The organism is Paenibacillus rigui (genome assembly GCF_002234615.1).
In the GTDB taxonomy this organism is placed as follows: Bacteria; Bacillota; Bacilli; order Paenibacillales; family NBRC-103111; genus Paenibacillus_S; species Paenibacillus_S rigui.
Genome location: NZ_NMQW01000033.1, coordinates 186,550 through 212,422, shown reverse-complemented (window position 1 = coordinate 212,422; position 25,873 = coordinate 186,550). Strand labels below are relative to the sequence as shown.

The window sequence follows — 25,873 nt, the reverse complement described above, 5'->3', positions numbered from 1 at the left end:
CCGCTATTTTCCTTAGTTGCCATAGAGGGAAGTGCACGCTATGCATTCACAAACTTGTAACCGACACCCCATACGGTTCTTATATATTTAGGCTGCTTCGAGTCTTCCTCCATTTTTTTGCGCAGATTACCGATATGCACATCAATGGCGCGATCGTTCACAAAGGAGTCGAATCCGCGAACCGCGTTAATCAATTCTTCCCTGCTGTAGACTTTGCCTTGATTCGCTATAAACAGCTTCATAATCTCGAATTCGGAGAACGTCGTCTCCACATATTTGCCATTGACGAATAACGACCTTTTATCATAATTCAAAAAGATCTTATTCGGCCCCTGCGAAGGAAATGGCCTTTCCTCAGACGAAGGCTGCTCCTGCCTCTGCTGGTTATAATGTGTCCTTCGAATCATAGCGGCTACTTTGGCTGACAGCTCCCGCATGCTGAACGGTTTGCACATATAATCGTCGGCCCCGGCATTCAGCGCATGAACCCGGTCCATTACCTCGGTTTTCATGGAGACAACCAGGATGGGAACCGTGGACTTTTTGCGCAGCTCGTCACACAGCTCGATGCCGCTTATATCCGGCAGTACAATATCGAGAAGGATAATATCCGGCTGGTGAAGCTCCAAATAGGCCATGGCTGATTTGCCGTTCTCCGCCCTCTCCACGCCATACCCTTCCTCTGCTAAATACATGCTCAGCATATCGCCTATTAAAGCGTCGTCTTCTATAATAAATACTTTGTACATCAGCGCCCACCTTCTGCAAAGGTATTAACTTCCTGTATCCGGCTTCGTTAACCCGGCCTGCTCCATTGACAGTAAAATGGTATCCACCTCTTGCTTGATGGCAAGAAACTGCTGCTCCAAACCGTCCGTCCGCTTCGCCTTAAGCGAGCCTTCCATGCTGCTTGCGGCCGCGAACAAGCGGTCCGCCGCCATATTGGCGGCAACCCCCTTCAGAGAATGGATGCTGCGTTGAACGGTTTCTTGTTCTCCCTGACCAAGAAGCTCTTGAAGGTTCGCAGCAAAATCCGCGTAATCTTGATAAAACTTTCTCAATACATGAAGCGCAATCGGCACTTTCCCGTTTAAATGATCCAACAGCCGGTGCACATCAATCCCTACCAATTCAGGCAGAGCCGCCGCCGCTTCGCGTTCGGCTTCTTTATCCGGTGCCCACTGTTGTAAAATGGCTGCCAGCTCATTCATATCCATCGGCTTATTCATCACAGCGTTGATCCCTATAGTAAAGCAAGTCTCCCGCTGCTCCGGCAGGACGTCCGCGGTCAAGGCTATGATAGGCAGCTTGTTGAACCGGCTGTCCGCCCTAATAATCCGGGCTGCTTCATATCCATCCATCTCAGGCATCTGAATATCCATCAGGATGACATCCCAGCCCGTCGGATTCAGCTCCAGCTTCTCCAACAGCTGCAGCCCATTTGAAGCAACAACGGTCGCATAGCCATGGCTTTTCAGCATTTCAACGGCAACCTGTTGATTCAGCTCGTTATCTTCTGCGAGCAAGATGTGCCCGCGAATTGTTTCTGCTTCAAGCTCGGGCAACCGAGGAGCTGCTGCCGGAGCCATCTGGACTGACGGCGTGGGCCCCTCCAAGGCGGCATGGAGCATTTGGTACAAGCCAAGCCGGTTGATCGGCTTGACGATTACCCAGTCAGGGCGCTGCTGCTCCGGCAGCCCCAGTAATTCTTCTCTGCCGTAAGCTGTCGTCATAGCTATCGAAATCGATCCCGCCGACCGAATCCGCTCATGCAGGTCCAGCCATGTATCGACGCCATACATATCCTCCGCCTCCATATCCATAAGCACCAGATGATAAGGTGCTGTTTTGGCATTTTGCAGCAGCAGGTATCCTTCATGCCATGAGGGGGCCATAGTGACCTGCAGCGAGAAGGACTGCAGCATATGATGCAGTTTGCTGACCATTGTGCTGCTCTGCTGGATGACAAGGACAGAGTAGGGTACAGCTGAATAAGGGAGCCGAAGGATCTCATTTCTTGCTGTAAAATCCACCTCGAACGGGAGCTGGAACGTAAATCGGGTGCCTTCTCCTTGTCTACTATGAACGTGCAGGGTCCCTCCCATCAAATCGATGAGGCTTTTGGAAATGACCAGTCCCAGACCGGTTCCGCCATATTTGCGGCTCGTAGAGTCATCCGCCTGCCTGAACGGCTCAAAAATTTTGGTCAGCTGCTCTTCATTCATTCCGATACCCGAATCTTCCACTGTAAATTCAATAAGCACTTCATTCGCGTACTGGCGAAGCAGCTCAAGCTTCACCAAAATATACCCCTGCTTCGTAAATTTCAGCGCATTGCTGCACAGATTCAGAAGCACCTGCTCCAGACGCAAGGGATCCCCGATCACGGTGCTCGGCAGCTGCTCCGGCGTATCGATAAACACCTCGACGGCTTCTTTGCCCAAATGCACACTTATCATATCGCATATATGGCAAACCGTTTCATTCAGGCTGAACCGGGTTCGCTCCAGCTCGATTTTACCTGCCTCCACCTTGGAGAAATCCAGAATATCATTCACAATGCGAAGCAAGGTGTGCGAGGATGCCACAATCTTGTGACCGTATTCCTGCTGTATATCGTTCATTCCGGTACGCATCATCAATTGGGTGAAACCGATAATTCCATTGAGCGGCGTTCGAATTTCGTGGCTCATCCGGGCAAGAAACCGGGTTTTGGCTTCATTGGCCTGATCGGCTACCTGCTTGGCCTGGACAAGCTCGCGCTGTATTCGCTTCTGCTCCAATATGTCGCGGGCAATGACGGAATAGTATGCTTTTCCCTGCTTATCCTTATGTGCCACCAAGATCATGGACATCGGAACCTCGCGTCCGCTGCGGGTCCGTAGCACCGTTTCACGTTCCCAATACCCATTCCTGTGCAACTGGTGCAGCCCCTCAAGAAAGCCCTGAAGCTGCTGCTTCTCAAAATAGTCCTTTGTATAGTTTGTATCCGAATTTAATTCTTCCATTTCCAGCAGTTCCATCCCTGCCGGGTTGATATAGAAGATATAGCCTCTATCGTCTACGGATGCAATCAAATCCTTGGCCGCATCCAGTATGCTTAACAGCCGGTTTCGCGTCTCCTCGGCATGCTTGTACAACCGAATCTCGTGGGCGATCGCAACATAACCGGTAACGGACCCGTTAGGGTCCCGCATGGGAGTCACGTTCAAGTTCACCGGAAACTTCGAGCCGTCCTTATGTACGAAAGTCCAATGATAATTCTCAGGCACATCGCGAACCGATTTGGTTAAGAACACAGAAATGTCCGGCGGAATCCTAACCCCGAGCTCGGAGGACAACCGCTCCGCCCGACGCAATATTTCGGCTTCATCGTGCCATAAGAACATCGACTCCCTGTACATGACCTCCGCTGCCTTGTACCCAAGAAGCGTTTCCGCCTTACGGTTAAAATAAGTAACCAAGCCATCGGGATCGACCACGATAATGACGTAATCATTTTGGTTAATAATGGCGTTCAGCCGCTCAAACATCGTACGCAGATTGTCAACCATCCCGTTAACGGAATGAGCCAATGCCCCGATTTCATCCTTTGCTTTGTAATGGATAGGCTGAACCTTGAGATTGCCTCCTGCCACATTTTCAGTCAGCCCCAAAATGTTCCGCAAGCGCCCAAGCATGCTTCCGAGCAGGATGAACATGATCAGCCCGAGCGCCATCTCCGTCAATGAAACGGTTCCTACTGTCATCCAAAACAACTTGCTCAACGGGCCATCCAACAGCTTCATAGGGGCAAGAACGCCCGAACGCCAGCCGGTGCCGGACACTTCGGCGTACGAAAGCAGATAAGCCTCAGAGTTTAGTGTCGTTTCCAACGTGCCATAGGCCTGATCGGTATCGAAGGGAATCACGTTTTGAACAGGCAGCTTTATGTCCTTCCGATTCATAAGCTCCACATTTCCATAGGGAGAATTCAGCAGAATCGTTCCGTCTTTGTGAACCAGCAGGGCTGTAACAGGCTCGCCTTCCAGCATCTCCCCGGTAATGCGCTTGAAGGCCTCATCGGCCAGCCATGCGCCATACAGGATTTGTTCATTTTTGAGCTCATGATTATAAACAGGTACTTGTATCGAAATAATCGGCTTATCTTTGCCAAGGACACTCATATAGGGATCGGAAATGACCTCATAACCTCGCTTCGAAGTCAAAAAGTACGGATCCTCGGAGACGCTGACCGTTTTGCCGTTCATATCCGTAAGCATTCCTTGCTGATCTATGAACCCGAATGAAAAATAGTCTCCGTCAGACCGGCCCAGCTCCTTTATTAGGTAGTCCATCCGGCTCTCGTCATCGCCGAACCGGATCTGGTCGGTATGACTTAACAGCTTAAGCTCCGTCAGTCTCGTTGCAATCCATGTCGAAAGCTGCTGTGACTGCATTCGGGCTTTGGTCTGGGCATTGTCCTTCCATGATTGAAGAATCGCGTCCTTGGCCGTCTGATAGTTACAGAAGCCGACGAACGATAACGAGAAGCTGGTAACGATAAGAAACAGCAGCGTAATTTTGACGCGCAGCGACGTTCTCATTGATCCCCTCCGTTATTGTCATTTTGTTAATAATATTATAACGTCTGACAAGCGGTTAGCCCACTTTTATCTCAAAATTCGACACGAAACCCTATAATTCTTCGTTTCCGCCAGTCTCCAGGCCTGTTTTCTTGTGAAAATGCTTCTATGTGCATAACGGCAGTTCGCGTACTTTTGATTCCGGTTCCATGCTATAATACAAGAGGCTATTCTTGTTATTTCAAAGTCAGCGTATGCTTTCGAAGCCAGTTTTTGCTGGCGCAAAAACTCTCAAGGAGGAGAAGCTATGAGCACAACTACCGCACCTAAAGCATATGAAGCCGATTATCAGGGAGAACGCGCTGTCTATTTGCAATCCGATCGGTTTGAAGCTATTGTACTGCCCGAAATCGGAGCTAATCTGATTGCATTCCGTGATACGGTAAATCAATACCGTTTCTTGCACGAGCCTGCGCTGGAGGAGATGGCTTCATTTAAAAAAAGCCCGATCATTCACGGCATTCCCGTCTTGTTTCCTCCGAACCGGTACGAAGACGGAAAATTCCCGTGGAACGGCAAGACCTACGAGTTTCCGGTCAACGAGCCGAGCACGGGCAATCACCTGCACGGATTTCTACATAACATTCCTTGGAGCGTAGAATACTACGGAGCCAACGAACAGGAAAGCTGGGTTACGCTTGTACAAAAGGTAACGCCAGGCCATCCCGTCTATTCGTATTTGCCCCACGCCTTCACGATCAAGCTGCGTTATACGCTGAGCGAGCATGGTTTGCTGCAGCACTTATTCGTCCGCAATGACGGAGAGGATGCCATGCCTTGCCTTCTGGCGTTCCATACGGCGATCAATGCGCCTTTTGCTCCGAACAGCTCTGCGAGCGACTACACGTTCCAGATGACGATCGGCAACCGGTGGGCGTTGAATGAACGGATGCTGCCGACAGGCGAATTCCAGCCGCTGACAGCCGATGAGGAAATGATGAAGCGCGGCGGACTGTCTCCCTTCTTCGCTGCGATGGACAACCATTATACCGTGGAGCCGCAGAACGGCCGCAACCGGATGGAGCTGACGGACAACCGCAACAATGTCACCCTTGTGTATGACGTAGGCACATCCTTTAAACAATGGATGATATGGAATAACAACGCAACGGAAGGCTTCTTCTGCCCTGAGCCTCAGGTGAATCTCGTCAATGCGCCAAGATCCAGTCTTCCCGCCGATGAAATCGGTCTCTTCTCGCTGGAGCCGGGCGAAATTTGGGAGGAAACGGGCCGCTTGTACCCGATCACCAAAAAGAAGCTTTAATCCTAAGCTTCTGCCCTGCCTCCTATCCGAAATTGCGGATAGGAGGCTTTTTTATGCCACTAGAGTGGATAGGCTTCCGAGGGCATCGGATATGAAAATCGATAAATCCTGCCGCTGAACGCGGTCGCTCATCTTCGCAAGGCTTTGATAGTGGTTGTCTCATGACGATGGAGCTGCGTTCCACCATGTGACTGCACTCATGGCTCCAGCACCTCCGGGTTGCCTATGTATAACGGCTTGCTCCCAGCCAGGACGGCCAGAACCTGCTCGGCCACTGTCGTAGCCATCCTGTAATTGGACTCCCTCGTCGTTCCTCCCACGTGCGGTGTTACGATGACATTGGGCAGCTGCAGCAGCTTGAGATCGCTGGGCGGCGGCTCCGATTCGAAAACATCGAGACCTGCTCCCGCTATAAGCCCGGTTTGCAATGCTTCCAGCAAAGCTTCCTGATCGATTACCCCGCCGCGGGCTGTATTAATGAGAAAAGCCCCCTTTTTCATCCGGGAAAAATGATGACGGTTGATGCTTCCGCGGGTGAATGAATTCAACGGAATATGAACCGAGACGAAATCCGACTGCGCGAACAGCTGATCCAGATCCGTTGTCAGCTCCACCTCCAGCTCTTCTGCCGCCTGTCTGTGCTTCAATGGATCATCGCTGCGCACCCAAGCGGTTACTTTCATATCGAAGCCGAACCGCAGCCGCTTCGCGACCTCCTTTGCAATCCTTCCGAAGCCGACAAGCCCGACGCGTTTGCCCTGCACCTCCATGGAGGAATAGATCATGCGCGAATGGTAGTTCCCCCTGCTCATCTCCGCATGAAAGGGCAGCAGCGACTTGCTCAATGCCAGAAGCAGCATGACCGTATGCTCTGCGGTCGATACGCTGTTCACAGCCGGGGCGTGCAGCACCGGAATTCTTTTGATGGAAGCATAGTGCACATCGATGTTATCAAGGCCTACGCCAGCGCCGGAGATGACCTTTAACCGCGGGGCTGCATCGATGATCCGCGGAGTGATGCGCGCCGGCGCGCGCAGAACAATTCCCTCCACATCGCGCACAAGCTCGCAGAGATGCTCCTCATCATCGTTATGCGTGACCATAAGCTCCGCCCCCTGTTGAAGAATGTGCTCTCCCGCCTCGTGATACATAGATAAGATTTGTAAAATTTTCGGTTTAGCCAACTTCAAACCTCCTCCATTTAAGAGAATTGGAAGACATTGTGCCATGAAATCTATCAAATCTAGTGATAGAATAAGAGGGCAAAAAAAAGCAAGGCCGAAGCTTCTATTAGAAGCGCGGGGGAACCATCCTTCTATGGGGTGAAGTCACTTACCGTGACAGGGTGCTTGCTCTTTGACCCGAATCCGTCAGCTAACCTCGCAGGCCAAAAAAAGGAGAGGATTTTGTTGAATCGTTTGCAAAAATTTGTTGTCACTGGTGCGCTGGTTTTGGCGCCCGTTCTTAGTGTTAGTGCAGCTTCCGCTGCAACGCCGGCTACGGTTACCCTTAATCAAATTGATCAGAGCACGGTGAACACGATTGCTCAAAAGTATGGATTCGATCTGTCGTCCCTGCTGCAAGGGAACCCATCGAATATTTATTGGGGCGGCTTGGTTATCAAGTATCCATTCCAATACGGCAGCGGCAATGCCGGACATTGGAACAGCACCCCTGACGCTGGAGGCACGCAAGGCTCTACAGAGCAGCCGGGCAGCGCTAACAACGCGGATAACGGAGCCGCGACTGGCAATACGGACGAAAATTCCGCAGATAGCGGAACAGCTGCAGATACAACCCCAGGTACAACCACAGATACACCTGCAGCTAACACGGGTAGCACTGACACAAGCAATGGCGGCAGCAGCCAAGGAACAGCAACGGAAACAACGGGTACATCCGCTTCCTATGCGAGCCAAGTTGTTGATCTCGTAAATCAAGAACGTACGAAAGCAGGTCTGAAGCCGCTGACAAGCGACAGCGCATTAACCAATGTCGCTCTCGCGAAGGCCAAAGACATGTATACGAATAATTACTTTGATCATACGTCCCCGACGTACGGTTCTCCTTTTGATATGATGAAATCGTTCGGTATTTCTTACACCTATGCCGGCGAGAACATCGCCAAAGGCCAACGTAACCCGCAAGAGGTTATGACTGCCTGGATGAACAGCGCGGGACACCGTCAAAATATTTTGAGCCCTAATTACACTAAAATCGGCGTCGCTTACTTCAATGGCGAGTGGGTTCAAGAATTTATCGCAAATTAAAAGTATTTCGTATTCTCATTTATGCGGTATAAGAGAAGAGGCTGGCTCATTTTTCCATGAGTCGGCCTCTTGTTTGTTTCATTATCCTTGCCTTTTGTATAGTTTATGAGCTTTAACGAATACTATACGCACTACCTTTTAGGCGGAAGCACCGGCAGTGAGCGGTTGTTCTTTCCCTTTCTTCAACACATAAGCGCCTAAAGCCCAGACCAGATTATCCACTTCGGAATAACGGACCCCTTCCGGCGTCATTTTATGGCCTACAAGGGAATAGCGGATATTATCTGCCAGATCCTTGTTATGGCTGCCTATCAAATCTGTGTAATACTGAATCTCCTCACGTGTCACCATCGCATCTACATTGTACCAATAGGCAAAAAGACGCTTGATATGCCGATCCGGCTTAAAGCCATTCCAGCCCAAATTCCGGAAAAACTCGGACGCCAGCGCATATCCCATGCCGTGCAGCTTCAACGATTCCGGCCGCTCCTGGAACGGAAGCTCCGAGCCGGCCAGTACGGACCAGCCTTTCCAACGGCTCGAAGGGCTGGATAACAGCCCGGACATGCAAATCATCATATGCTCATCAGGCAGTGTGTCTCCATGGATTTGATGAAAGGCATCGACAATGTTCAAAATAACTTTCGCATAGTAATTCGGAATACGGGACAATGTCCGGACCCAGCCGGCGACCGCCCGGCAGTCAGTGGAACAGGAGGTCCCCGGGAAATAAGGCCTCAATTGCTGCAGCAGCGTTTCTTCGTCCATCATGCTTGCCTGCACGGGGTTATACCCGGCGAGAAGCTTGCGCAGCGCGGGCTCCTTGGCAATAAAGGTCGACCAGTCGCGTGAGTTGCTTCCGATCGATTTCACCGCGGCCTCGAACACTTCCTCATTCGTTATCTGCCTCTGGATCGGCTTGACCTGCTGCTTCAGCGCTTGAAGCAAGAGCCGATGGAATTCACCCGCTCCGCTAGCCGGTTCCACAATCCCGTAGCTTTTACGAAGACGTCCTTCGGCATGCTGATAGATCAGCTGTTTCATAGCATCGAGATTCAAGGTCATCTTCTGCCGCCCTCCCCTGCTATAGGGGACACAATCCCTTCACTGGCAGTGACCAGATCGCTTCCCTTCAAAAAAATTTGCAGCCCTCTGCGGCCTGCGCTGATGCTGACCTGATCCAATGGAACAACGGATATGTCAATATACAGAGGGTATTTTTTCTTCAAGCCAAGCGGAGATACCCCACCTCGTATATATCCCGTCACATTCTGAATGTCCTTGACCGGAATCATTTCCACCTTCTTGTTGCCGCTGATGGAGGCAAGCTCCTTCAAATTCAGCTCCAAGTGCCCTGGGATGCAGGCTATAAGAATGCCGGTTTTATCCCCGCGCAGGACCAAGGTCTTGTACATATGCTCCTCGGCAATGCCTACACGGGCCGCAACCGTAGCCGTATCCAAATGGTCTTCATCCCACTCATACGGATGTAAGGAGTACGGGATTTGAAGCTTATCCAATATTCTGCAAGCGTTCGTTTTTGCTGCCGTCATAACCTTTACCTCATCTAATTAAGAATGTATAGCTATAAGAAGCATTATGACATGAGTTTCCATGCCGAGGCAACCGCTTAGCATGATAACGGCATAGGGCTCGAGCAGCTGCCTGTCCCGAATCAAGTCCTGCACAAAAAAAGCAAACCCGGCTCCTGTTGCGGAACCGGGTTCATTGTTGACTAAACCGCCTCATCCCTTGACGGCCGTACTGGACACGCCTTGGATTATAAACTTCTGGCCAATCAAAAACAGGATCAGAATCGGTATAATTCCCGCCGAGGTTGCCGCCATCATCCCGTTGTAATCGATATTGAATTCAAGGATGAAATTTTGCAAGCCGAGCGGTACGGTAAACAGCTTTTGGTCCAGCAGAAACACCAGCGCATTCTCATAATCGTTCCAATGCCAGGAGAAGTCGATAATGGCTAACGTTGCCAAAGCGGGCTTGGCCAGAGGAAGAATCAGCTGCATAAAAATACGCAGGTGCCCTGCCCCATCGATAAAGGCGGATTCGGATATTTCCTTCGGGATGCCGATCATGAACTGCCTCATAAGAAACACGCCGAAGATCGTAAACAGTCCCGGTAATATCAACGCCCAATGCGTGTTATAGATGCCCACCCAGTTAAACATAATGAACTTGGGCACGAACAGCACTTGCGGCGGAATCATCATCATCGATAAGTATACGACGAATAAAGCATCTCGGCCCTTGAACTCTACCCGGGAGAAGCCGTAGGCCGCCAGAGCGGACAGGAATGTTGCCCCTGCTGTAGAAATAACGGCAATTTTCAACGAATTGATATAATACCCGAGAAAGCTCTTCTCTCCGAACCATACCTTGTAATGGTGCTCCAGTACCCAATGCTCCGGGATCCAGCGAACGGGATACTGAAACACCTCGGCAGGCGTTTTGAAGGAAGTGCTGATCATCCATAGAAACGGCAGGATGGTGGCAAGCGCGAAGAACAGCATGATCGCCGTCCACAGCACTTTGCTCCAGCTGAGCCCGCTTCGGCCGATGCGCAATCGGGTCGTTGTCGAGGCTTTCCCGGTGAGGGACATTTTTTGCGGATAGCTCATCGTTTGCCTCCTAGTTTAGTAATGAACCCATTTCTTTTGTCCAAACCACTGCAGCAGGGTAATCAGCAGGATAATGACGAACAGCGCCCAGGAGATAGCCGAGGCATAGCCCATTTCATAGTAGGAAAACGCCGTTTTGTATACGAAAAGGGATAAAATCGTCGTGCTGCTTCCGGGCCCCCCCTGGGTTGTTGCTTCGATAATTCCGAACGTTTTGACCGTCATAATCAGCCCGGTAATCAGCAGCAGGAACGTTGTCGGGCTGACCAAAGGAAATACGATATTCCGAATGATCTTGCCGTAGCTTGCTCCGTCGATCCTCGCCGCCTCCAGCAGCTCGGAAGAGATTTCCTGCAGCGCAGCCAAATAAATAATCATGTTATAGCCCAGCATGAACCAAATCCAAATGATGTCGATCGCATACATCGAAGTATCCATGGACGCTAACCATTCCGGAGGATGGCTCACGCCCAGCATGCGGAGAAACTGATTGATTGGCCCCTGTGTCGGGTGGAACAGCAGCATCCATACGAACCCGATCGCCACGCCGCTCGTAATGTAAGGCATGAAATACATCGCCCGCAGCAGGCCCTTTACATAAACGGACTGATTCAAAACAATGGCTACAAGAAACGCCAAAATGATCGATATCGGAACGGAAAGTAAAAACAATCCCGTATTTTTCAAAGAAATATAAAACAAATCATCATGCAGCAGACGAGTAATATTGTCCAACCCTACAAAGTGGAACACCGGACTCCCGAACTTCCAATCCGTAAAAACGAGCCCTAACGAAAATAACGCGGGGATAATGAAAAACAACAGCACCCCGATCATATTCGGCGCAATGAAAAGCATTCCTATCCATTGCTGACGCCGCAACCAACTGCCTCCCATGCTCCTTGCCTCCTGTTTGCGAATTCAGCGGCGGGTTTTAAGAAAGGAAGCGCAACCGCTTCGCGCTTCCTTCTGAGCCCTGCCTATTTCTTGCTTTGCTTCAGGAAATCGTTATGCCGTTTAGCCAACGCGTCGAGCGTCGTTTTCAAATCCTGCTTGCCCAAGAAATATTTCTCGTACTCTTCTCTTCTCAAATCCATTACCTGCTGAGGCAGATCCCGGTTATACGTAGTGAACTTGCCGAACACCACTTTTTTCAAAGAATCCTGGTCATACGTGCCAGCCGCATCGCCAAGGAGCAGCTTCGTTGCTTCCTCTGCACTCGCATCCTTCGAGGACGGAATCCGTCCACCGGAAGCCATCGGCATCATGCCGCCGTCGGCATACCATTTCAGGAACTTCCATGCCGCCTCTTTATTCGCACTTTTGGCGGAGATCGAGATCGTATCGCCCAGACCGCCGCGGATTTTGTAATCCGCCTGCTCCTTCGTCACTTTAGGCACCGGAGCAAACGCGATTTTGAAATCACGCGGATTCGCCTTCAGATCGTTGGCGCTGCGGAAAATCCATTCGCCCGCATTCATCATGGCCGCTTCGCCCTTCAGGAACACCGTTTCGACCGGCATCTTGGTCGTCAGCTGCTCCCCGAGCGGAGGCGTTGCCTTGCCATCCTGCATCATGGCGTTCAATGTTTCCAACCAAGTGCCCACGAGCGGATTATTGAAGTCCGAGGTGCCGTCCGCTTTAACATACTTTTTGGCAGCCAGCGATCCGTCCATCGGATCCGGGAAGGCTTCCATATGCTGTACCAAGCCGTACCGTTTGTCCGTCTTCAGCTTCACCGCATAATCTTGAACATCCTTCCACGTCCATTCGGTTGGTACGGGAAGGCCCGCTTTATCCAGGGCATCTTTATTCAGCCAAAAGAAGTAAATATTTTTTTTGGTTGGAAGTCCGTAATATTTACCGTCCAGCTTCCATTCAGCCGCTTCCGGTCCCATCTTCTCGTCGATGTTGTAATCCTTCCAAGCCGACATATCGACAACGTTACCGTTATCCACGCGTTTTTGCAGCCGGGTAGTGGAGTAATTGACGAACAAGTCCACATTCTGCCCTGCAATCAAAGCGGTATCGAGCTTCAGATTGCCGGCATCGTCGTTAACGAACCGCTCATACTTGACCTGAATGTCCGGGTTCTGCTTGTTCCACGCATCAACAACCGCCTTCGGACCGTTCTCCTCCGGTACGCCGCCCCAGAATGTAAGCGTAACCGGTTGTTTCTTCTCGGCTGCCGGCGTGTTCGCTGCAGATGGAGCTGCCGCTTGTTTCGTATCCGTACCGGAGCCGGTGCTGCAGCCGGCGATCGTGCCCGCTACCAGAGTCATTGATACGATCGATATCCATGCTTTCTTTGAATTCATCTCTGCTTGACCTCCCGTATATCGTCTGCTTTGTGATTACAGACTTAGTATATCGCGTCCATCCGACAGGAATAAGAAACAGATTCTTGCGATCGATAGATCAAAATCTTGAGGATCGCTTGCAAAACAAAAAAAATAGAACAATTTCTTGTTCTATTTCCAGACGCCCCTCGCCTAAGCATCGCGCTGCAGCTTCCGGTAGTGCTGCGGGGTCATATGACAAAACCTTTTAAAAATTTTGATAAAATAGTTATCATTCACAAATCCGACCTTTTCGCCGATTTCACTGACGGAGGTATTCGTTTGGATCAACAGCTCACAGGCTCTTTCAATCCTGATACGATGCAAATAATGGACAAAGGTATCTCCGGTCTTCTTCTTGAACAGCTGGCTAATGTATTTGACGTCCATTGCCACATACTGCGCCAGAAACGACAAGCTAATCTCTTCCTGATAATGCTCATGAAGATACGCCAGGATCTTGTTAATTTCCGGATGATCCGTCGGTTCATAGCCGGGAGCCTTCTGCTCCATCGCTGCGGCTGCTCCCTCTGTGACGGTGTGTGCCTGAACCGAAGCCGTCCGAGGGGCAAGCTCCAGCTCCTTCTTCACCTTCTCCAGCGCATCCTTCAGGGACTGCACCTTCATGGACAGCTTCAGGATATAATTGGAGGCGCCGTATTCCATCGCCTGCCGGACATATTCAAAATCACTCATGCAGGAAAGCATGACAAACCGGGAGGATATTCCCGTCTCCCGCACCTTTTGAAGCAGCTCGACCCCGTTCATCTTGGGCATAATGATATCGGAGATGACCACATCCGGCCGATGGGCGCAGATGAATTCAAACGCCTCCTGCCCATCCCCCGCTTCTCCGATGACCGTAAAGCCCATTGCTTCCCAGTCCATGATCCGCTGCACGGACTCTCTGACAAATACTTCGTCTTCTACTAGCAGCACCGTCCACATGATGATCACTCTTTTCCATAAGGCTTAGATAACAATAAGGGCAAATGATACTGAACCATCGTTCCGGCTTCCATGGACTGCACAAGCATGCCGGCCTGATCTTTGAACAACAGGGCGAGCCGCTCCTTCAGATTGCTGAGCCCGATCCCGCTGCGCTTGCGCCCGGAACGGTTTTTTTGCAGCTCAGCCTCGGCCAGGCCAATTCCGTTATCCTCCACTTCAACAACCAGCGATGCCTCCCGGGGGTAAGCCCGAATCCAGATTTGGCCTTCGCCCTGCTTCCCGCTCAACCCGTGCTGAATGCTGTTCTCAACGAGCAGCTGCAGACTGAGCTTCGGAACGAGAGCGAATTCGAGTGCCGGGTCCACATCGTAGTGGACGACAAAGCTCTGCTTATAACGGAAGTTTTGAATATACACATAGGCTTCGACCAGCTCGATTTCATCCTTCAAGTGTAAAAGCTCCACCTCGGAATTCAAGCTGGCCTCCAGCAGCCTCCCCAGCGACACGCAAATTTCGGCAACCTCCTCATCCCCTTTGCCGAGAGCGATCCACTTGATGGTATTCAACGTATTGAGCAAAAAGTGCGGATTCGTTTGCGAAAGCAGCATTTGAAAATGGACGGCTTCCTTCTGGCGCTCCTCCTTTTTTAGCCGCTGCACAAGATCGTTCATGTCCCCGACCATTTGGTTGAAGGTTTGGGAAAGCTCAAGAATTTCACCCCGGTAGCCTTCTTCCGGCAGGTACACCTTCAAGTTTTTGCGCACGACCGACTGCATCTTCAGCTGCAGCTGCTTCAAGGGCCGTGTCGTCGCCGATGCAATCAGAAACGTGATGCCGATAAACGTCAGGGTAAAGATAAGAAACGAGATGAAAAAGGACGCCTTCAGCTTGTCGATCTCCGCATAAACGATATCCTTCGGCACCCGCTTCAAGAAGTACCAATCAAGCCAGGGAACGTAGCTGTAATTCATAATGTAGCTGCTGTCCATTCCGTAACCGCTTTCCGTATGACTGCTAAGCGGTACATTCAGCTCCGAAAGATCGAGGGGCGCATCCGTGCTTTGGGCAATGAGCTGGCGGTTCGCATCCACAAGGAAATATTGTTTATCCTCGGAAGTCCCGTAGGTGATGGAACGGAACCAATCCAGGTAGTCGATGCTGATCCGAACGACGGCAAAAGCGCTTCCATCCGCTTGCCTGAAATTACCGTACACGGACAGCAGACGGGGATTCGGAGACTCGTCCTTATGCACGTAGTTTTTCTCCAAATACCAGCGAAAGGCCCCCTTCGCTTCCTTTCCTTCCTGAAACCAGTCTTCCTGCGATAGTCTGTTATAATCCAACGGCTCCAGCGGCTTGTAGGAGGTATAATAATGCCCCTTTCGATCCAGCACGGTATAGTACACCCGGGGACTGGTCAGGAAAATACTGTTCGTTATCGCCTTGAACTTATTCTCGAGGTTGGCTTGGGTATCGTAAGCATCGTACTTTCCCGGATTGCGCAGCATATCCGATATATTGGGGTCCTGCTCCAGCAGAGTAAAGGTCCGGTTCGTAATCGTAATGATTTCTTCGAACGCTTTATTCATCCGGTTCAGCTCCTCCTGGCTTTGCTCGCTGATTTTGACCCGGAGCACCGATTCCATCTTGGCGAAATTATAATAATTCAATATCGAGAAGGGAACGAGAATGAGCAGCAGAAAGGCTAGCGTCAATTTATTTTTTAATGTGGAGGGAAACCATCGGGCAAGTCTCATCGTCATCCGCTCCTCATGCGGTAATCTGTCATCCGTGTTTATCTTAGCAAATCCGTCTGGCTTTGAATACAAGAAAAGATACACAAGAACGCAGTGAAGATAGGATACGGACCGGGCTGCAGCCTTCTAACCTATTGAAAAAGCCCCGAACCATCGCGGTCCAGGGCCAGTTGTGCTGCATATTCAGTTAGATCATCCCCGGACGTGCCGGAACTGCCTCCAGCTCCTCCTCGCTCCACAGCCGATCCCATAAAGCGGAAGGAAGCTCCCGCAACGCCGGCTTCTCGATGGAATCGACAAGCTCCTGAACCAGCTGCTTATCGAACAGGTCCGGGCTTAGCCAACGCTCGATCTGCTCCGGATTTAAAATGACCGGAACCTGCTCCTCAAGCCCAAGCGCTTCGTTCCACACCCTCCGGGTCAGAATCGTGCAGGTGCGGAGTTCCTCATCGAACGACCCGTTCCATTCATCGAACACCGCTGCCATCCCAAAGGTTGAACGACTCGGCATGACGAACCTTCTGACCTTTTCCTGCTTCTTGCTTAACACGGTCACTTGGTCAAAGCTGCTGGCCGGGACGACGCAACGCTGCCGTTTTATTAGATGATCGAACGCCCTTTTCTCGAAAACGGTGCTGATATCAGCCCGGTTGGCATCCTGCGCCCAAAAAGGCATGAGCCCCCAGCGGCATTCATCCAGCGTCCTTTCGTTCTCCTTCGTACGAATGACCGCAATCGATTCATTCGGGACAAGACTCCGCTGATTCGCATAGTAAAATAACACCCGCGAAACACCGAAGCTGTCCGTTAATTCGGACACATCGGCCTGCAAGTTCAGTCGGTTGCACATGCTGCAAAACTCCTCTGCTTGTTTTGAGCAGTAGTATTGGCAATATGTGCTGGTTCTATGCCTTGCTGCTTACAGCTGCAGCAGGCCTCTTCTCTCCGCTTGCGGCTTGCACGCATCGCAGAGCCCTACGACCTGTCCCTGCTCGGATGCGTAGAAGGAAAGGCGCGCCGCCTTTTTCTTACACAAAGAGCAGGGCTGGCGGGAGGGCTGGCCTGCCTTGCCCCGTACCGTCGACAGCTTGACCACCTTGCTGTTCCGCCGTTTATGCGGTTGACGCATAACGATCCAGATGCAGCAGCCCGCGAGCAGCGCTGCGCCAAGCAGCCACCAGATCATCTCTACTCCTCCTTAACGGCTTGAGCCTGGAGCCGCTATCACTGTGTAATCAATTTCCTGGAAATCCGTGACATCCCGCTTCCACACTTCCTCCACATACTGGACATGAACCGGGTGAACGTTGTAAGAATCATAATCAGCCTGGTTCGCGAATTCCATATAGAAGCCGTAGTCATACGGATTTTTACCGCTTTGCTGCTTTAATACTTGAAAATGAAGAACATTCGGAATTTCTGTCAATGTGGAGGCGCTGCTGTGTAAAAAAGTTTCCGCTTCTGCTGACTGTGGAGCAAAGCGCAGTTTAAAAAAGACCGTATGTGCAATATTTGTGTTCATCATGGCTCATTTCCTTCCTTAATGGTTTGGTTGGTTACATCGGAAAATTTCTTGGCGAGCTTCAAGAGCTCGTCCACATCATCATAGTGCAGCACATTGGCAAGCGAGACGATCACTTCCGGAGAAGGAAGGAATCTGCCGTTTTCAATGGAGTTCATGATGGAGTAGCTGACTCCCGCCTTTTCGCCAAGCTTACGCAATGAAATATCCTGCTGCTGCCTGAGTTGCTTCAGTCTGCTTCCCAAGTTCATTCTTATGTCTCCTTGCCGGATCGGTTTACTCATCCTTTACCTAATTTTCTACATCAGCCTTCAAAATCCTTTTGTACCCGTCAAAGAGTACCGAGCTGCGTCCGCTATGCATACTGACTTCTGAATTGCGTGATGGTCTATCCCCGCTGTCTCAGGCGCTGCTTGCCCTCGGCTTCCTTGTCACGGGAATCCTCCGCCTCGGACACCCACAGTAAGCCCATCGACAGGCCGAACATGATACATACGAGTGCAATCCCTAGAATCACATAACCGTGGATTTCAAGATAAATCACAGCCGGTATCGAGAGCATCAGACAGCTGTACAGGAGAAACCCCACTCTTTTGGCCAATGACCGCTTCATAGCCACCCCTCCGGTCCCATCATTTCAAGCTATATCCTATTATGTATTCACAAATACAAGCTTTCAGACGTGCCGGCAAGTATAAAGCGAATGAATCCGGCCATCCTGATAGGTGGGAGGTGATATCCATGGCAAAAGATGTATTGTGCGAAGTAAATTCCTGTACCTATTGGGGGGCCGGCAACAAATGCTCCGCTACCTCGATTTATGTTGTCAACAACCGCAGCAAGCAAGCGGAAAATGCCGCAGAAACGGATTGCAAAACGTTTGAACCTAAAATTTAGTCATACGAGGATAAACGGCTTCGCCAGCTTGCCAGGCGGCATGCATTTGTCAAGGTAGCCGGAAGTTAAGTAACACATACTTTATTATTCCCGACGGAAAGAGGGCAGCGAGTGATCGCTGCCCTCTTTCCGTTGGGAAACCTTATTTATCTGTACCCACTTTTAGGCTTCAGCCGAGCGGGGAGTCTTGGCCGCGGCCAGAGGCTGCCCCATATCCTGCTGCCGCGATAAGTTATACAGCATGAACCAGATGAGCAGAAAGCCGACGATTTGGGCTGCCGTCACATTTTGATGGAATACCAGCCAATTCACCAGCACCCCGATGGCAGGAAAGAACAGCTCCGCCAGCGTGGCATAAGAGGCTTTCGTGCCGGATAGCCCGCGGTAATACAGCAGAAGACTAAGCAGCCCCGGAAGAAACGCCTGCAGCAGCAAATTCCCTGATACGGCCAGCCAATCGGAGGTCTGTACCGGCAAATTCCATGCGCCGCCTCCCGACCATGTAGTGAAGAAAAGGAGCGGCAGCGCAAGCGTGAATCGCAGCGCCGTCACCGATTCGAACGGCATTTTATCCAGCAGCAGCCTTCCCATGACGGTAGAACCGCCCCACAGCGCCGCGGCACCGATAGATAATAATCCGCCTATCGCAGCGACATCCGACATTTGCTCGAACGGCAGCGATACACCGAAGGTAAGAAGATACGTGCCGACAAGAGCCATCAATACAAAACCAAAGAATCGTGCAGGCAATCGTTCTTTCAGGATCCATCTTGCCATAAGTATAGCAAATAACGGCTGCAGCTTTTGCAGCAGCAGCACCCCGTTCAGGTTTCCATGCGCGAAAGCGGTCGTAAACATGATCGTGGCGATAGCCGATCCCCCCCACGAGATAAACAGCAGCGCCCCGATATGACGCAGATTTAAGCCGCGGATCTGTTTGCGCTGCAGCCACAGCACAGGTACGGAGTACACAAGCAGCAGCAAATGCTCCAGCAGCACAATTTGTGATGAAGTAAAGAACTTCAGCAGCAATATGCGGAAGAGTGGATCTACTCCCCATAAAGCGGCGCCCAGCGCAACCAGCCATACTCCGCTTCTGTTGGAAACGGCTGTACTTCCAGTTCCCGTCTTTGCGCCAGGTTGAATCGAAATATTATCCAGCATGCCAAAAACCTCCCAAGGATCTTTCGCCAGACACCGGCGTTGCCGTCCGCGTCTGTCGTTAGTCTTTTGAATAGGAAGCTTCGAAAGAAGACAGCCCCGTTATCTGCAAACGATAACGGGGCATGCTTAAACAGGCTTGGATCCGGAACTGAATTTTGCATGTGCAAAATAAACGTTAGCCGAATGATCACGCTTGTTTTGACCTTCTCCCATCCGGACTGTACCGTCGGCTTTGGAATTTCACCAAATCAGTCGCAAGCCTCCATATGGCAAGCTGCGAGTCGCGGGCTAAGAGTCACGTACGACTCCTCACCGCCGGTCGGGAATTTCACCCTGCCCCGAAGATCCGTATTCAATTATTTTGCATTCTATCACACGCTTCAACAAATGACAAGATACTAACAAAAAATTAGTTGAATCATTAAAAAAAATTTACGACATTTTTCCTCTAAATTCGCTATAATATTTTTACTAGGCTTTAGAAAGAAGATGAGACGATGTACCGTAAAAAAACAGCCGTCCTGCTGCTGGCCCTCTTGCTTGCAGGCTGCGGGCACAAGCCAGTTGAGGTCGCAGCCCCCACACCGGCGAACGACAGCCCTGCACCCGCACCGGCATTAACAGCGTCGGGAGCAGTCCACAACCCAGACATGAACTTGGTCGAGACGGCGCATACCGGCGAAGAAGCTGTGCACTCCAGCTACAATCTGAAGGAGCATGTCACCTACTCCGGATCGAGAAGCCGCAAGCAGGTAGCTCTTACGTTCGACGATGGTCCGGATGCCAAATATACGCAGCAAATTATTGACATTCTAAGAAAAGAAAATGTAAAGGCGACCTTCTTTGTCACCGGCGAGCATGCCGAAGCCCATCCTGACATGATGAAACGAATTGTTAACGGCGGTCATGAAATCGGCAATCATTCCTGGGATCATACGAACCTGACCACCTTAACCGACCCTCAGCTGGCAGATGAAATAGATAAAACAGATGCAGTCATTCAACAATTTACAGGTCATCCTTCGAACCTGCTGCGCCCGCCTTACGGGGCTCTGTCCAAGCAAGTAGCCGATTATGCCGAGAAGTCGCACCGCATTGTTTGCTGGTCTGTCGATACGCGTGACTGGGAGGGTATCTCTGCGGATCGCATCCTGGAAAATGTAAAAAAAGAAGTAAAGCCTGGGGCTATTATTCTTCAGCACTCCGCCGGAGGGAAAAAAGGGAATTTATCGAACACCGTTGCGGCCTTGCCCCACTTGATTCAATATTTAAAAGAGCACGGCTACCAGTTCGCTACCGTATCCGAGCTTCTCAATTAACAAATGGCAAGTCTATACGAAGCAAAGGAGCAAAAGCCCGATGGCTGATGCTCCTTTGCTTTTTTTATCGAAAGTGTACATTCGGCCGGCTTATGAGCTCAGATGAATGTTAACTGGCGATTTGTATAAAAAAACCGAACAATGCTTCTAATTCCTGCATCGTAATGCCGAGCGCTCCCGCCTGCTGCTCAAAGCTTAAATCCGGCCGCTCTTTGATCAACACGAGCAATTCGGCCATCCGATCCAGCTTATTGACCTCTTCTGCCGTGTCCGCTACCCGGTACACACTGCCCGGACCCAGCTTTTCTATCATGCCGAACTGGATTAAACGATCCAGCCAGCGTGTGATTTCGTCCGAAGCCACATCCAGAAAATTAGCCATTACTTTATGCGGCAGCGTGCAGCGATCCTCTTCTATCGTCTTCAGCTTAATCAATTTAATTAATCGTTGATAGTTATCGATTCGATGCATAGTCATTTGAACGATGTCGGAAGTAAGCATGACAAGCCTATCCTTTCTGCTGCGGTAATGATCCTATCCTGCCTTCATCATACCATGAGACCCTGTGACTCCGTCAACGATGCTCCGCCGGATGTCCTCATACGAGCTCATCCTTCCTGCTCAGCGGATACGGAAAGGCTTTAACAGCTCAATTAACGCAGAGGTATGGAACAGCTCATTATAAATGTCGGGCTTCGTACCCAACATTCCCGGATACCGGTAGCTCAGATTCTGTTCCCGATGATTATGAAAATAATTGGACACCGCTGCATCTCCTGCCTTTCGCATTCCATTGACCATCACCTGAAGGTCGGACGGACTGTAAAACAGCTTGGGACCGATCGCCATCACATAAGGCGTCTGAACGGTTGCAACAGCCTGAACCAAGGCGCTGATTTCATCATGATTCGGAAGAGCAGTAAAGGTCGTTACAGGATGAGAGACCGCAGATAAGCGCTCGGTTGCCTGTTGATCAGGACTGAGGTCCAATACACAGCACTTGTAGTTGCTATAGGTTTGCTCATATAGGTTCTCCAGGGCCTGTAAAGCGCCTTCATTGTCCGCTTTGACCGTCAGCAGAAGTGTCACCTCCAGCGCGATTTCTCTTCGGGTCCGGGCCAGATGCCTCGCAAGATGGTAAGCATATCGCCACTTTCGGTGCTTTTCCTGCGATTTCAGGCTGGCCGATATACTGAAAGCGGAATCGACCCGGTAGTCGATCAGCTCTTCCGGAATGTAACGGATGTCGCAGTGCTCCGTGAGGCGCAGCCAATAATCGTAATCCTCTACGGGCTCAAGGCCGTAGCCGTCGATGAGCTTGGCATAGCACGATTTATACATGAAAGAAACTCCGATAAGAGAGGAGTCCAGCAGAAGCTCTTTCGGCTGTGCCTGATACTTCCGCTGCAAGGCTAGTTGCCTCTCTGCATACAAGGGCCTCCCCGCATCATCAATCGATTGAAAGGAGCTGTACGCAACGCCAAGCTGCTCGGGTCCCTGATGGAGCGCCGCTCTTAACGTTTCCAAAAACGCCGGCCGGTATAGATTATCGCTCGAAACCCAAGTCAAATAAGCTATGGACGGGTCCTCCAACAGCAGCTCGAATCCGGTATTTAATGCTTGGGCCACCCCCCGATTGTCCGCATAGGAGATGACCTCTGCACGCGGGTCGCCGGCAACGGCTGCCCGAACCAGCGGTTCCATTTCCGGTGCGCCGTCAATCACGATAATAAACCTGAAATCGTTCCAAGTCTGTGTTCGGATGGATTGTATCGCCGCCTCTAAAAACTCCGGCTTTTGCTTATAAACGGGCATCACCACCCCAAGATCAACCATGCCGGCACCCCTTCCGTTATGGAATCCATTCTTATCTATTGTATGGCTTTTCGCTTATATTGCTTGTGCAGGCGTATAGCTGCTGTAAGACGCAAATGAAATACGTTCTCATTCCTGTAAACAGGGCAGGGCTTATGCCATGCGGATCACAACAGGCAAGCTGCCACGACAGGTGTCATGACGGTACGGTTAGACGATCGTTGAATTTGTCATGGAAGGACATTTGTCCAAACATTTCAACCAAAGCAACATATCTTTATGTTAGGACTAACGAAACGAAGTCCTTAATCAAATGAACCGAGAGGAGAAATGAGACATGAGCGGAATCGTAGGCGGAGCAGGTTGCTGTCCTGGTTACGGCGGTGCTTTTACAAGCGTTGGCGTCATCCTGGTTCTTTTTATCTTGTTGGTTATTATCAGCCGCGCTTGGATCTAATCCGTGGAGTCAACCGGTTCCTCTCCAAGTCAGGGACCGGTTTTGCCCCCCTGGGCTAGCATCCGGCAGCACAACCTGATTTAAGCCTACGGAGTGCCTCGCCCGTCCTCCGTCTGGCATACATAGCTATTGTGAGCTTAAAGTCATCCGTGATACGATAGGCAACAAAACATCCTTCCCTGGATTTTTGGCTATAGTTGTGACAGGAGAGTGCGCCATGAATCGAAATCATAGTCCCGCCGTTGCCTTTTATTCACATCTGGGTTTACGCTCCAAAATGTTAATCATTTTCGTATTGATTATGGTCATCCCCCTTACCTTGCAGGGCATCCTCACCTACTACGAATTCTCCGCATCGGTTGAGCGAAGGTCTGCGGACTATTCCACCCAAATCGTCGGGCAAATTAACCGCAACCTGGACCGGACCCTCATGGAAATGCAGAGGCTCTCTCTTATGCCTTTATACGATACCCAGGTATTGACGATTGTAAAAAAATACAGTCAGCCCCAGTATGCTCAAACACGCCCCACCCTTGCCGAAATGGAAAAAATGTTTCTTTACATATCAGGCTCCGCCTACAACCGTCCCGAAGTGAAAGGAATCCAAATAATTACCAACAACGGATTTATTTTCACAAATGTCGATTCCTCCATGATGAATTTTTACGCGGATGTCCGACAGGAGGACTGGTTCCGAAGAGTTCAAGTCGCAGATGGAGCCTGGGTCGTGCTCCCTCAGCATCAGCCCAATTATTATCATGAAGGCTCACCGCAAGTTTTTTCAGTAGCCCGTATGATTCGCGAGCCTGATAAGAATGTCGTTATAGGCATGATTAAAATTGATTTAAAGCTGGATGTGTTCAGGGAGATTTTATCCAATGTAAAATTCGAGGAAAAAGGCAGCATGCTCGTCGTTAACGACCGAAATGAGCTTTTATTTGAGGAAAGCAGCTCCAATCTGGAACCCCGCTTCGCCAAAACGCTTCGCGATACCAAGCAGCCCAATGAGAATGCCGTTAGGGATCAGGTTCTGAATGGCCAGCGCTTTCTTACCATTGTAGATTATTCATCCTACTCAGGCCTGAAGGTCATTGATTTCATTCCCGTCGACTCCTTGCTGACCGAGACGAAGAAGTTACGCAACTTCACTATCGGGATTGCCGTTATTTTCGTTGTGGCCGCCGGTATCCTGTCCTTTATCTTCTCATATCAATTAAGCAGTCCTTTGATCCGGCTTAAACAAAAAATGCAGCTGCTCGAGCGGGGACAGTTCAACCAAAGTGTGCCGGTGATTTCACAGGATGAAATCGGACAGCTCAGCAGAGGCTTCAATCGGATGTCCGAGGAAATTAATCGTTTAATTAAGGAAGTTTATTTGATAGGACTAAGGGAAAAGGAAGCGGAGCTGGCGGCACTGCAAAGTCAGATCAATCCGCACTTTATTTATAACACACTCGAATCCATTAATATGAAAGCCCTGGAACGTGAAAATTACGAGGTATCGGATATGGTCTCCACTTTGGGGCAATTGATGAGGTACTCCGTCGATCAATACGACAGGCTGGTGCTGCTGGAGGAAGAGCTGGCTTCTGTAGGCTCCTATGCAAAAATCCAGCAGCTGCGCTATGGGAACCGTCTGCATTTTATTTTCGATATCGAGCCTGGCGTGGAGCACGTTCTTGTCCCCAAGCTGCTGCTGCAGCCGCTTGTAGAAAATTCAATCTTTCACGGCGTTGGAGACACACATACAGGCGGTACAATATGGATTACTGCCGTTCGATTCGGCGATGAACTGCTTTTAACGGTCAGGGATGACGGAATCGGTATGTCAGAACGTGAAATCGAACGGTTGAGATCGTCTTTATCATCCCCCCTGCCGGATGGAGAGCGTAAACAAGGCGTTGCCTTACGCAATATCAACCAGCGGCTCGTGTTAATGTTCGGTCCCCTCTATGAGCTTCAATTCGACGGAAGTCCCGGCCAAGGCATTGCCTTTACCATCACGATCCCCCTAACGGAAAGGAAGAATGAAGATGTTCAAAATATTACTGGTTGAGGATGAAGAAATTATCCGGACAGGCATCAGACATTTAATTACCAAAGTGTCGGGGGAATTTGAAATTGTTAAAGAAGCCGCTCATGGTAAAGAAGCGTTAGCCTATTTGCAAGCGGAAATGCCTGATGTGGTTATTACAGACATACGGATGCGCGAGATGGACGGATTATCGCTGATCGCCAAAATCAGAGAGCGTTACGCTGATATGCCGCTTTTAATTATAAGCGGGTACAGCGACTTTGAGTACGCCCAAAGGGCGCTGCGCTTCGGAGTATCGGATTATTTGCTAAAACCGATTAATCGTATGGCATTGGTATCCGCCCTGGAACGCATCCATCAAGCGCTTGAGCGCAAGGGACATGAAGGACCAACGAAAAGAGCAGAAGCGCATACGGAAACAAGCACGAAGGATCCCATGATAAAAAACGGCGAAGGAAAACGGCTCATCCGCAAAATCAAAGAGTACATTCAAGCTCATCCCGAAGGCGATTTGCGTCTTCAGACCTTGTCCGACTACATCCATTTAAACCCGGCCTATCTCAGCCAGTTATTCAAATCGGAAACAGCGATGAATTTATCCGATTATATTATGCAAATCCGGATTGAAAGGGCTAAGCATCTTCTTGTGCAGACCGATTTGAAAATATACGACGTGGCCCGGCTATCCGGTTATCAAAGCCCAAAGCATTTCATGCTTGTATTCAAGCAGCAGGTCGGCATGTCACCAGGCTCTTACCGGGAGGATCATGGTACATAAAACATCTATAAATAACGAACCAAACCTAAACGCTGCGTGA

The 25,873-nt window shown here is 50.3% G+C and carries 25 protein-coding genes and 2 riboswitches; of the genes, 7 read left to right on the top strand and 18 right to left on the bottom strand.

The genetic code is table 11. The annotated features are described in order from the left end of the window. Window positions 1–38: 38 nt before the first annotated feature. Together CF651_RS21610 and CF651_RS21605 are read right to left on the bottom strand one after the other, a co-directional pair. Window positions 39–749: a response regulator transcription factor gene (locus CF651_RS21610; RefSeq protein WP_094016947.1), complete on the bottom strand. Its 711-nt coding sequence runs from the start codon at window positions 747–749 to the stop codon at window positions 39–41. A gap of 24 nt (window positions 750–773) precedes the next feature. Beyond that, window positions 774–4,586, bottom strand: coding sequence for an ATP-binding protein (locus CF651_RS21605; protein WP_094016946.1), 3,813 nt, complete (start codon window positions 4,584–4,586; stop codon window positions 774–776). Window positions 4,587–4,872: 286 nt separating this feature from the next. On the opposite strand from CF651_RS21605, the gene CF651_RS21600 reads away from it, so the two are divergent. Next, window positions 4,873–5,889, top strand: a complete 1,017-nt coding sequence (locus CF651_RS21600) for an aldose 1-epimerase (protein ID WP_094016945.1) — start codon at window positions 4,873–4,875, stop codon at window positions 5,887–5,889. A 197-nt stretch (window positions 5,890–6,086) separates the two neighbouring features. Here CF651_RS21600 and CF651_RS21595 read toward each other — a convergent pair whose 3' ends face one another. Continuing rightward, window positions 6,087–7,073, bottom strand: a complete 987-nt coding sequence (locus CF651_RS21595) for a hydroxyacid dehydrogenase (RefSeq protein ID WP_094016944.1) — start codon at window positions 7,071–7,073, stop codon at window positions 6,087–6,089. 82 nt (window positions 7,074–7,155) lie between these two features. Further along, window positions 7,156–7,293, top strand: a riboswitch (cyclic di-AMP (ydaO/yuaA leader). Between the two features lie 5 nt (window positions 7,294–7,298). Here CF651_RS21595 and CF651_RS21590 point away from each other — a divergent pair. After that, complete coding sequence (locus CF651_RS21590) at window positions 7,299–8,159, top strand: CAP domain-containing protein (RefSeq protein WP_425436294.1); 861 nt, start codon at window positions 7,299–7,301, stop codon at window positions 8,157–8,159. A 138-nt stretch (window positions 8,160–8,297) separates the two neighbouring features. Here CF651_RS21590 and CF651_RS21585 read toward each other — a convergent pair whose 3' ends face one another. The 12 genes from CF651_RS21585 to CF651_RS21530 all read right to left on the bottom strand — a co-directional run bounded on the left by CF651_RS21585 (window position 8,298) and on the right by CF651_RS21530 (window position 17,980). Continuing rightward, a complete protein-coding gene (locus tag CF651_RS21585; RefSeq protein ID WP_094016942.1) occupies window positions 8,298–9,224 on the bottom strand; it encodes a hypothetical protein in 927 nt (308 codons plus the stop codon). Further along, complete coding sequence (ybaK, locus tag CF651_RS21580; protein WP_094016941.1) at window positions 9,221–9,712, bottom strand: Cys-tRNA(Pro) deacylase; 492 nt, start codon at window positions 9,710–9,712, stop codon at window positions 9,221–9,223. Before ybaK ends, CF651_RS21585 begins: the two co-directional genes overlap by 4 nt. A 192-nt stretch (window positions 9,713–9,904) precedes the next feature. Then, a complete protein-coding gene (locus CF651_RS21575) occupies window positions 9,905–10,690 on the bottom strand; it encodes a carbohydrate ABC transporter permease (protein WP_245856087.1) in 786 nt (261 codons plus the stop codon). A 123-nt stretch (window positions 10,691–10,813) separates the two neighbouring features. Further along, the gene (locus CF651_RS21570) at window positions 10,814–11,695 is read right to left on the bottom strand and encodes a carbohydrate ABC transporter permease (RefSeq protein WP_094016940.1); all 882 of its coding nucleotides are present in this window, start codon (window positions 11,693–11,695) and stop codon (window positions 10,814–10,816) included. A gap of 83 nt (window positions 11,696–11,778) precedes the next feature. Further along, entirely contained in the window at window positions 11,779–13,116 is a 1,338-nt protein-coding gene (locus CF651_RS21565; RefSeq protein ID WP_094016939.1) for an ABC transporter substrate-binding protein, read from the bottom strand. A 174-nt stretch (window positions 13,117–13,290) separates the two neighbouring features. Then, on the bottom strand, window positions 13,291–14,085 hold the full coding sequence (locus CF651_RS21560) for a response regulator (RefSeq protein WP_094016938.1): 795 nt from the start codon (window positions 14,083–14,085) through the stop codon (window positions 13,291–13,293). 5 nt (window positions 14,086–14,090) lie between these two features. After that, window positions 14,091–15,845, bottom strand: a complete 1,755-nt coding sequence (locus CF651_RS21555; protein ID WP_179232922.1) for a cache domain-containing sensor histidine kinase — start codon at window positions 15,843–15,845, stop codon at window positions 14,091–14,093. 187 nt (window positions 15,846–16,032) lie between these two features. After that, complete coding sequence (locus tag CF651_RS21550) at window positions 16,033–16,695, bottom strand: SOS response-associated peptidase (protein ID WP_094016936.1); 663 nt, start codon at window positions 16,693–16,695, stop codon at window positions 16,033–16,035. 69 nt (window positions 16,696–16,764) lie between these two features. Beyond that, window positions 16,765–17,031 carry a hypothetical protein gene (locus tag CF651_RS21545; RefSeq protein ID WP_094016935.1) on the bottom strand — a complete coding sequence of 89 codons (267 nt, stop codon included), beginning with the start codon at window positions 17,029–17,031 and terminating at the stop codon, window positions 16,765–16,767. Window positions 17,032–17,043: 12 nt separating this feature from the next. Continuing rightward, on the bottom strand, window positions 17,044–17,370 hold the full coding sequence (locus tag CF651_RS21540; protein WP_245856083.1) for a Dabb family protein: 327 nt from the start codon (window positions 17,368–17,370) through the stop codon (window positions 17,044–17,046). Continuing rightward, window positions 17,367–17,618 (bottom strand): helix-turn-helix domain-containing protein, encoded by a 252-nt coding sequence (locus CF651_RS21535; protein ID WP_179232921.1) that lies wholly within the window; start codon window positions 17,616–17,618, stop codon window positions 17,367–17,369. Before CF651_RS21535 ends, CF651_RS21540 begins: the two co-directional genes overlap by 4 nt. A 137-nt stretch (window positions 17,619–17,755) precedes the next feature. Continuing rightward, on the bottom strand, window positions 17,756–17,980 hold the full coding sequence (locus tag CF651_RS21530; RefSeq protein ID WP_094016933.1) for a hypothetical protein: 225 nt from the start codon (window positions 17,978–17,980) through the stop codon (window positions 17,756–17,758). 128 nt (window positions 17,981–18,108) lie between these two features. On the opposite strand from CF651_RS21530, the gene CF651_RS21525 reads away from it, so the two are divergent. Continuing rightward, complete coding sequence (locus tag CF651_RS21525) at window positions 18,109–18,264, top strand: DUF1540 domain-containing protein (protein ID WP_094016932.1); 156 nt, start codon at window positions 18,109–18,111, stop codon at window positions 18,262–18,264. A gap of 162 nt (window positions 18,265–18,426) precedes the next feature. On the opposite strand, the gene CF651_RS21520 is transcribed toward CF651_RS21525, so the two are convergent. After that, entirely contained in the window at window positions 18,427–19,428 is a 1,002-nt protein-coding gene (locus tag CF651_RS21520) for a DMT family transporter (RefSeq protein WP_094016931.1), read from the bottom strand. Window positions 19,429–19,625: 197 nt separating this feature from the next. Then, window positions 19,626–19,778: riboswitch (FMN riboswitch) on the bottom strand. A gap of 147 nt (window positions 19,779–19,925) precedes the next feature. On the opposite strand from CF651_RS21520, the gene CF651_RS21515 reads away from it, so the two are divergent. Then, window positions 19,926–20,747, top strand: a complete 822-nt coding sequence (locus CF651_RS21515; protein WP_245856082.1) for a polysaccharide deacetylase family protein — start codon at window positions 19,926–19,928, stop codon at window positions 20,745–20,747. A 109-nt stretch (window positions 20,748–20,856) separates the two neighbouring features. Here CF651_RS21515 and CF651_RS21510 read toward each other — a convergent pair whose 3' ends face one another. Further along, window positions 20,857–21,249, bottom strand: a complete 393-nt coding sequence (locus CF651_RS21510; RefSeq protein ID WP_094016930.1) for a hypothetical protein — start codon at window positions 21,247–21,249, stop codon at window positions 20,857–20,859. A 120-nt stretch (window positions 21,250–21,369) separates the two neighbouring features. Further along, entirely contained in the window at window positions 21,370–22,584 is a 1,215-nt protein-coding gene (locus CF651_RS21505) for a glycosyltransferase family 2 protein (RefSeq protein WP_094016929.1), read from the bottom strand. A 316-nt stretch (window positions 22,585–22,900) separates the two neighbouring features. On the opposite strand from CF651_RS21505, the gene CF651_RS21500 reads away from it, so the two are divergent. The 3 genes from CF651_RS21500 (at window position 22,901) to CF651_RS21490 (ending at window position 25,833) form a co-directional block, all read left to right on the top strand. Further along, the gene (locus CF651_RS21500; protein ID WP_094016928.1) at window positions 22,901–23,020 is read left to right on the top strand and encodes a sporulation protein YjcZ; all 120 of its coding nucleotides are present in this window, start codon (window positions 22,901–22,903) and stop codon (window positions 23,018–23,020) included. A 217-nt stretch (window positions 23,021–23,237) separates the two neighbouring features. Beyond that, the gene (locus CF651_RS21495) at window positions 23,238–25,076 is read left to right on the top strand and encodes a cache domain-containing sensor histidine kinase (protein ID WP_094016927.1); all 1,839 of its coding nucleotides are present in this window, start codon (window positions 23,238–23,240) and stop codon (window positions 25,074–25,076) included. After that, complete coding sequence (locus tag CF651_RS21490; RefSeq protein ID WP_094016926.1) at window positions 25,054–25,833, top strand: response regulator transcription factor; 780 nt, start codon at window positions 25,054–25,056, stop codon at window positions 25,831–25,833. Before CF651_RS21495 ends, CF651_RS21490 begins: the two co-directional genes overlap by 23 nt. The last annotated feature ends 40 nt before the right edge of the window (window positions 25,834–25,873 follow it).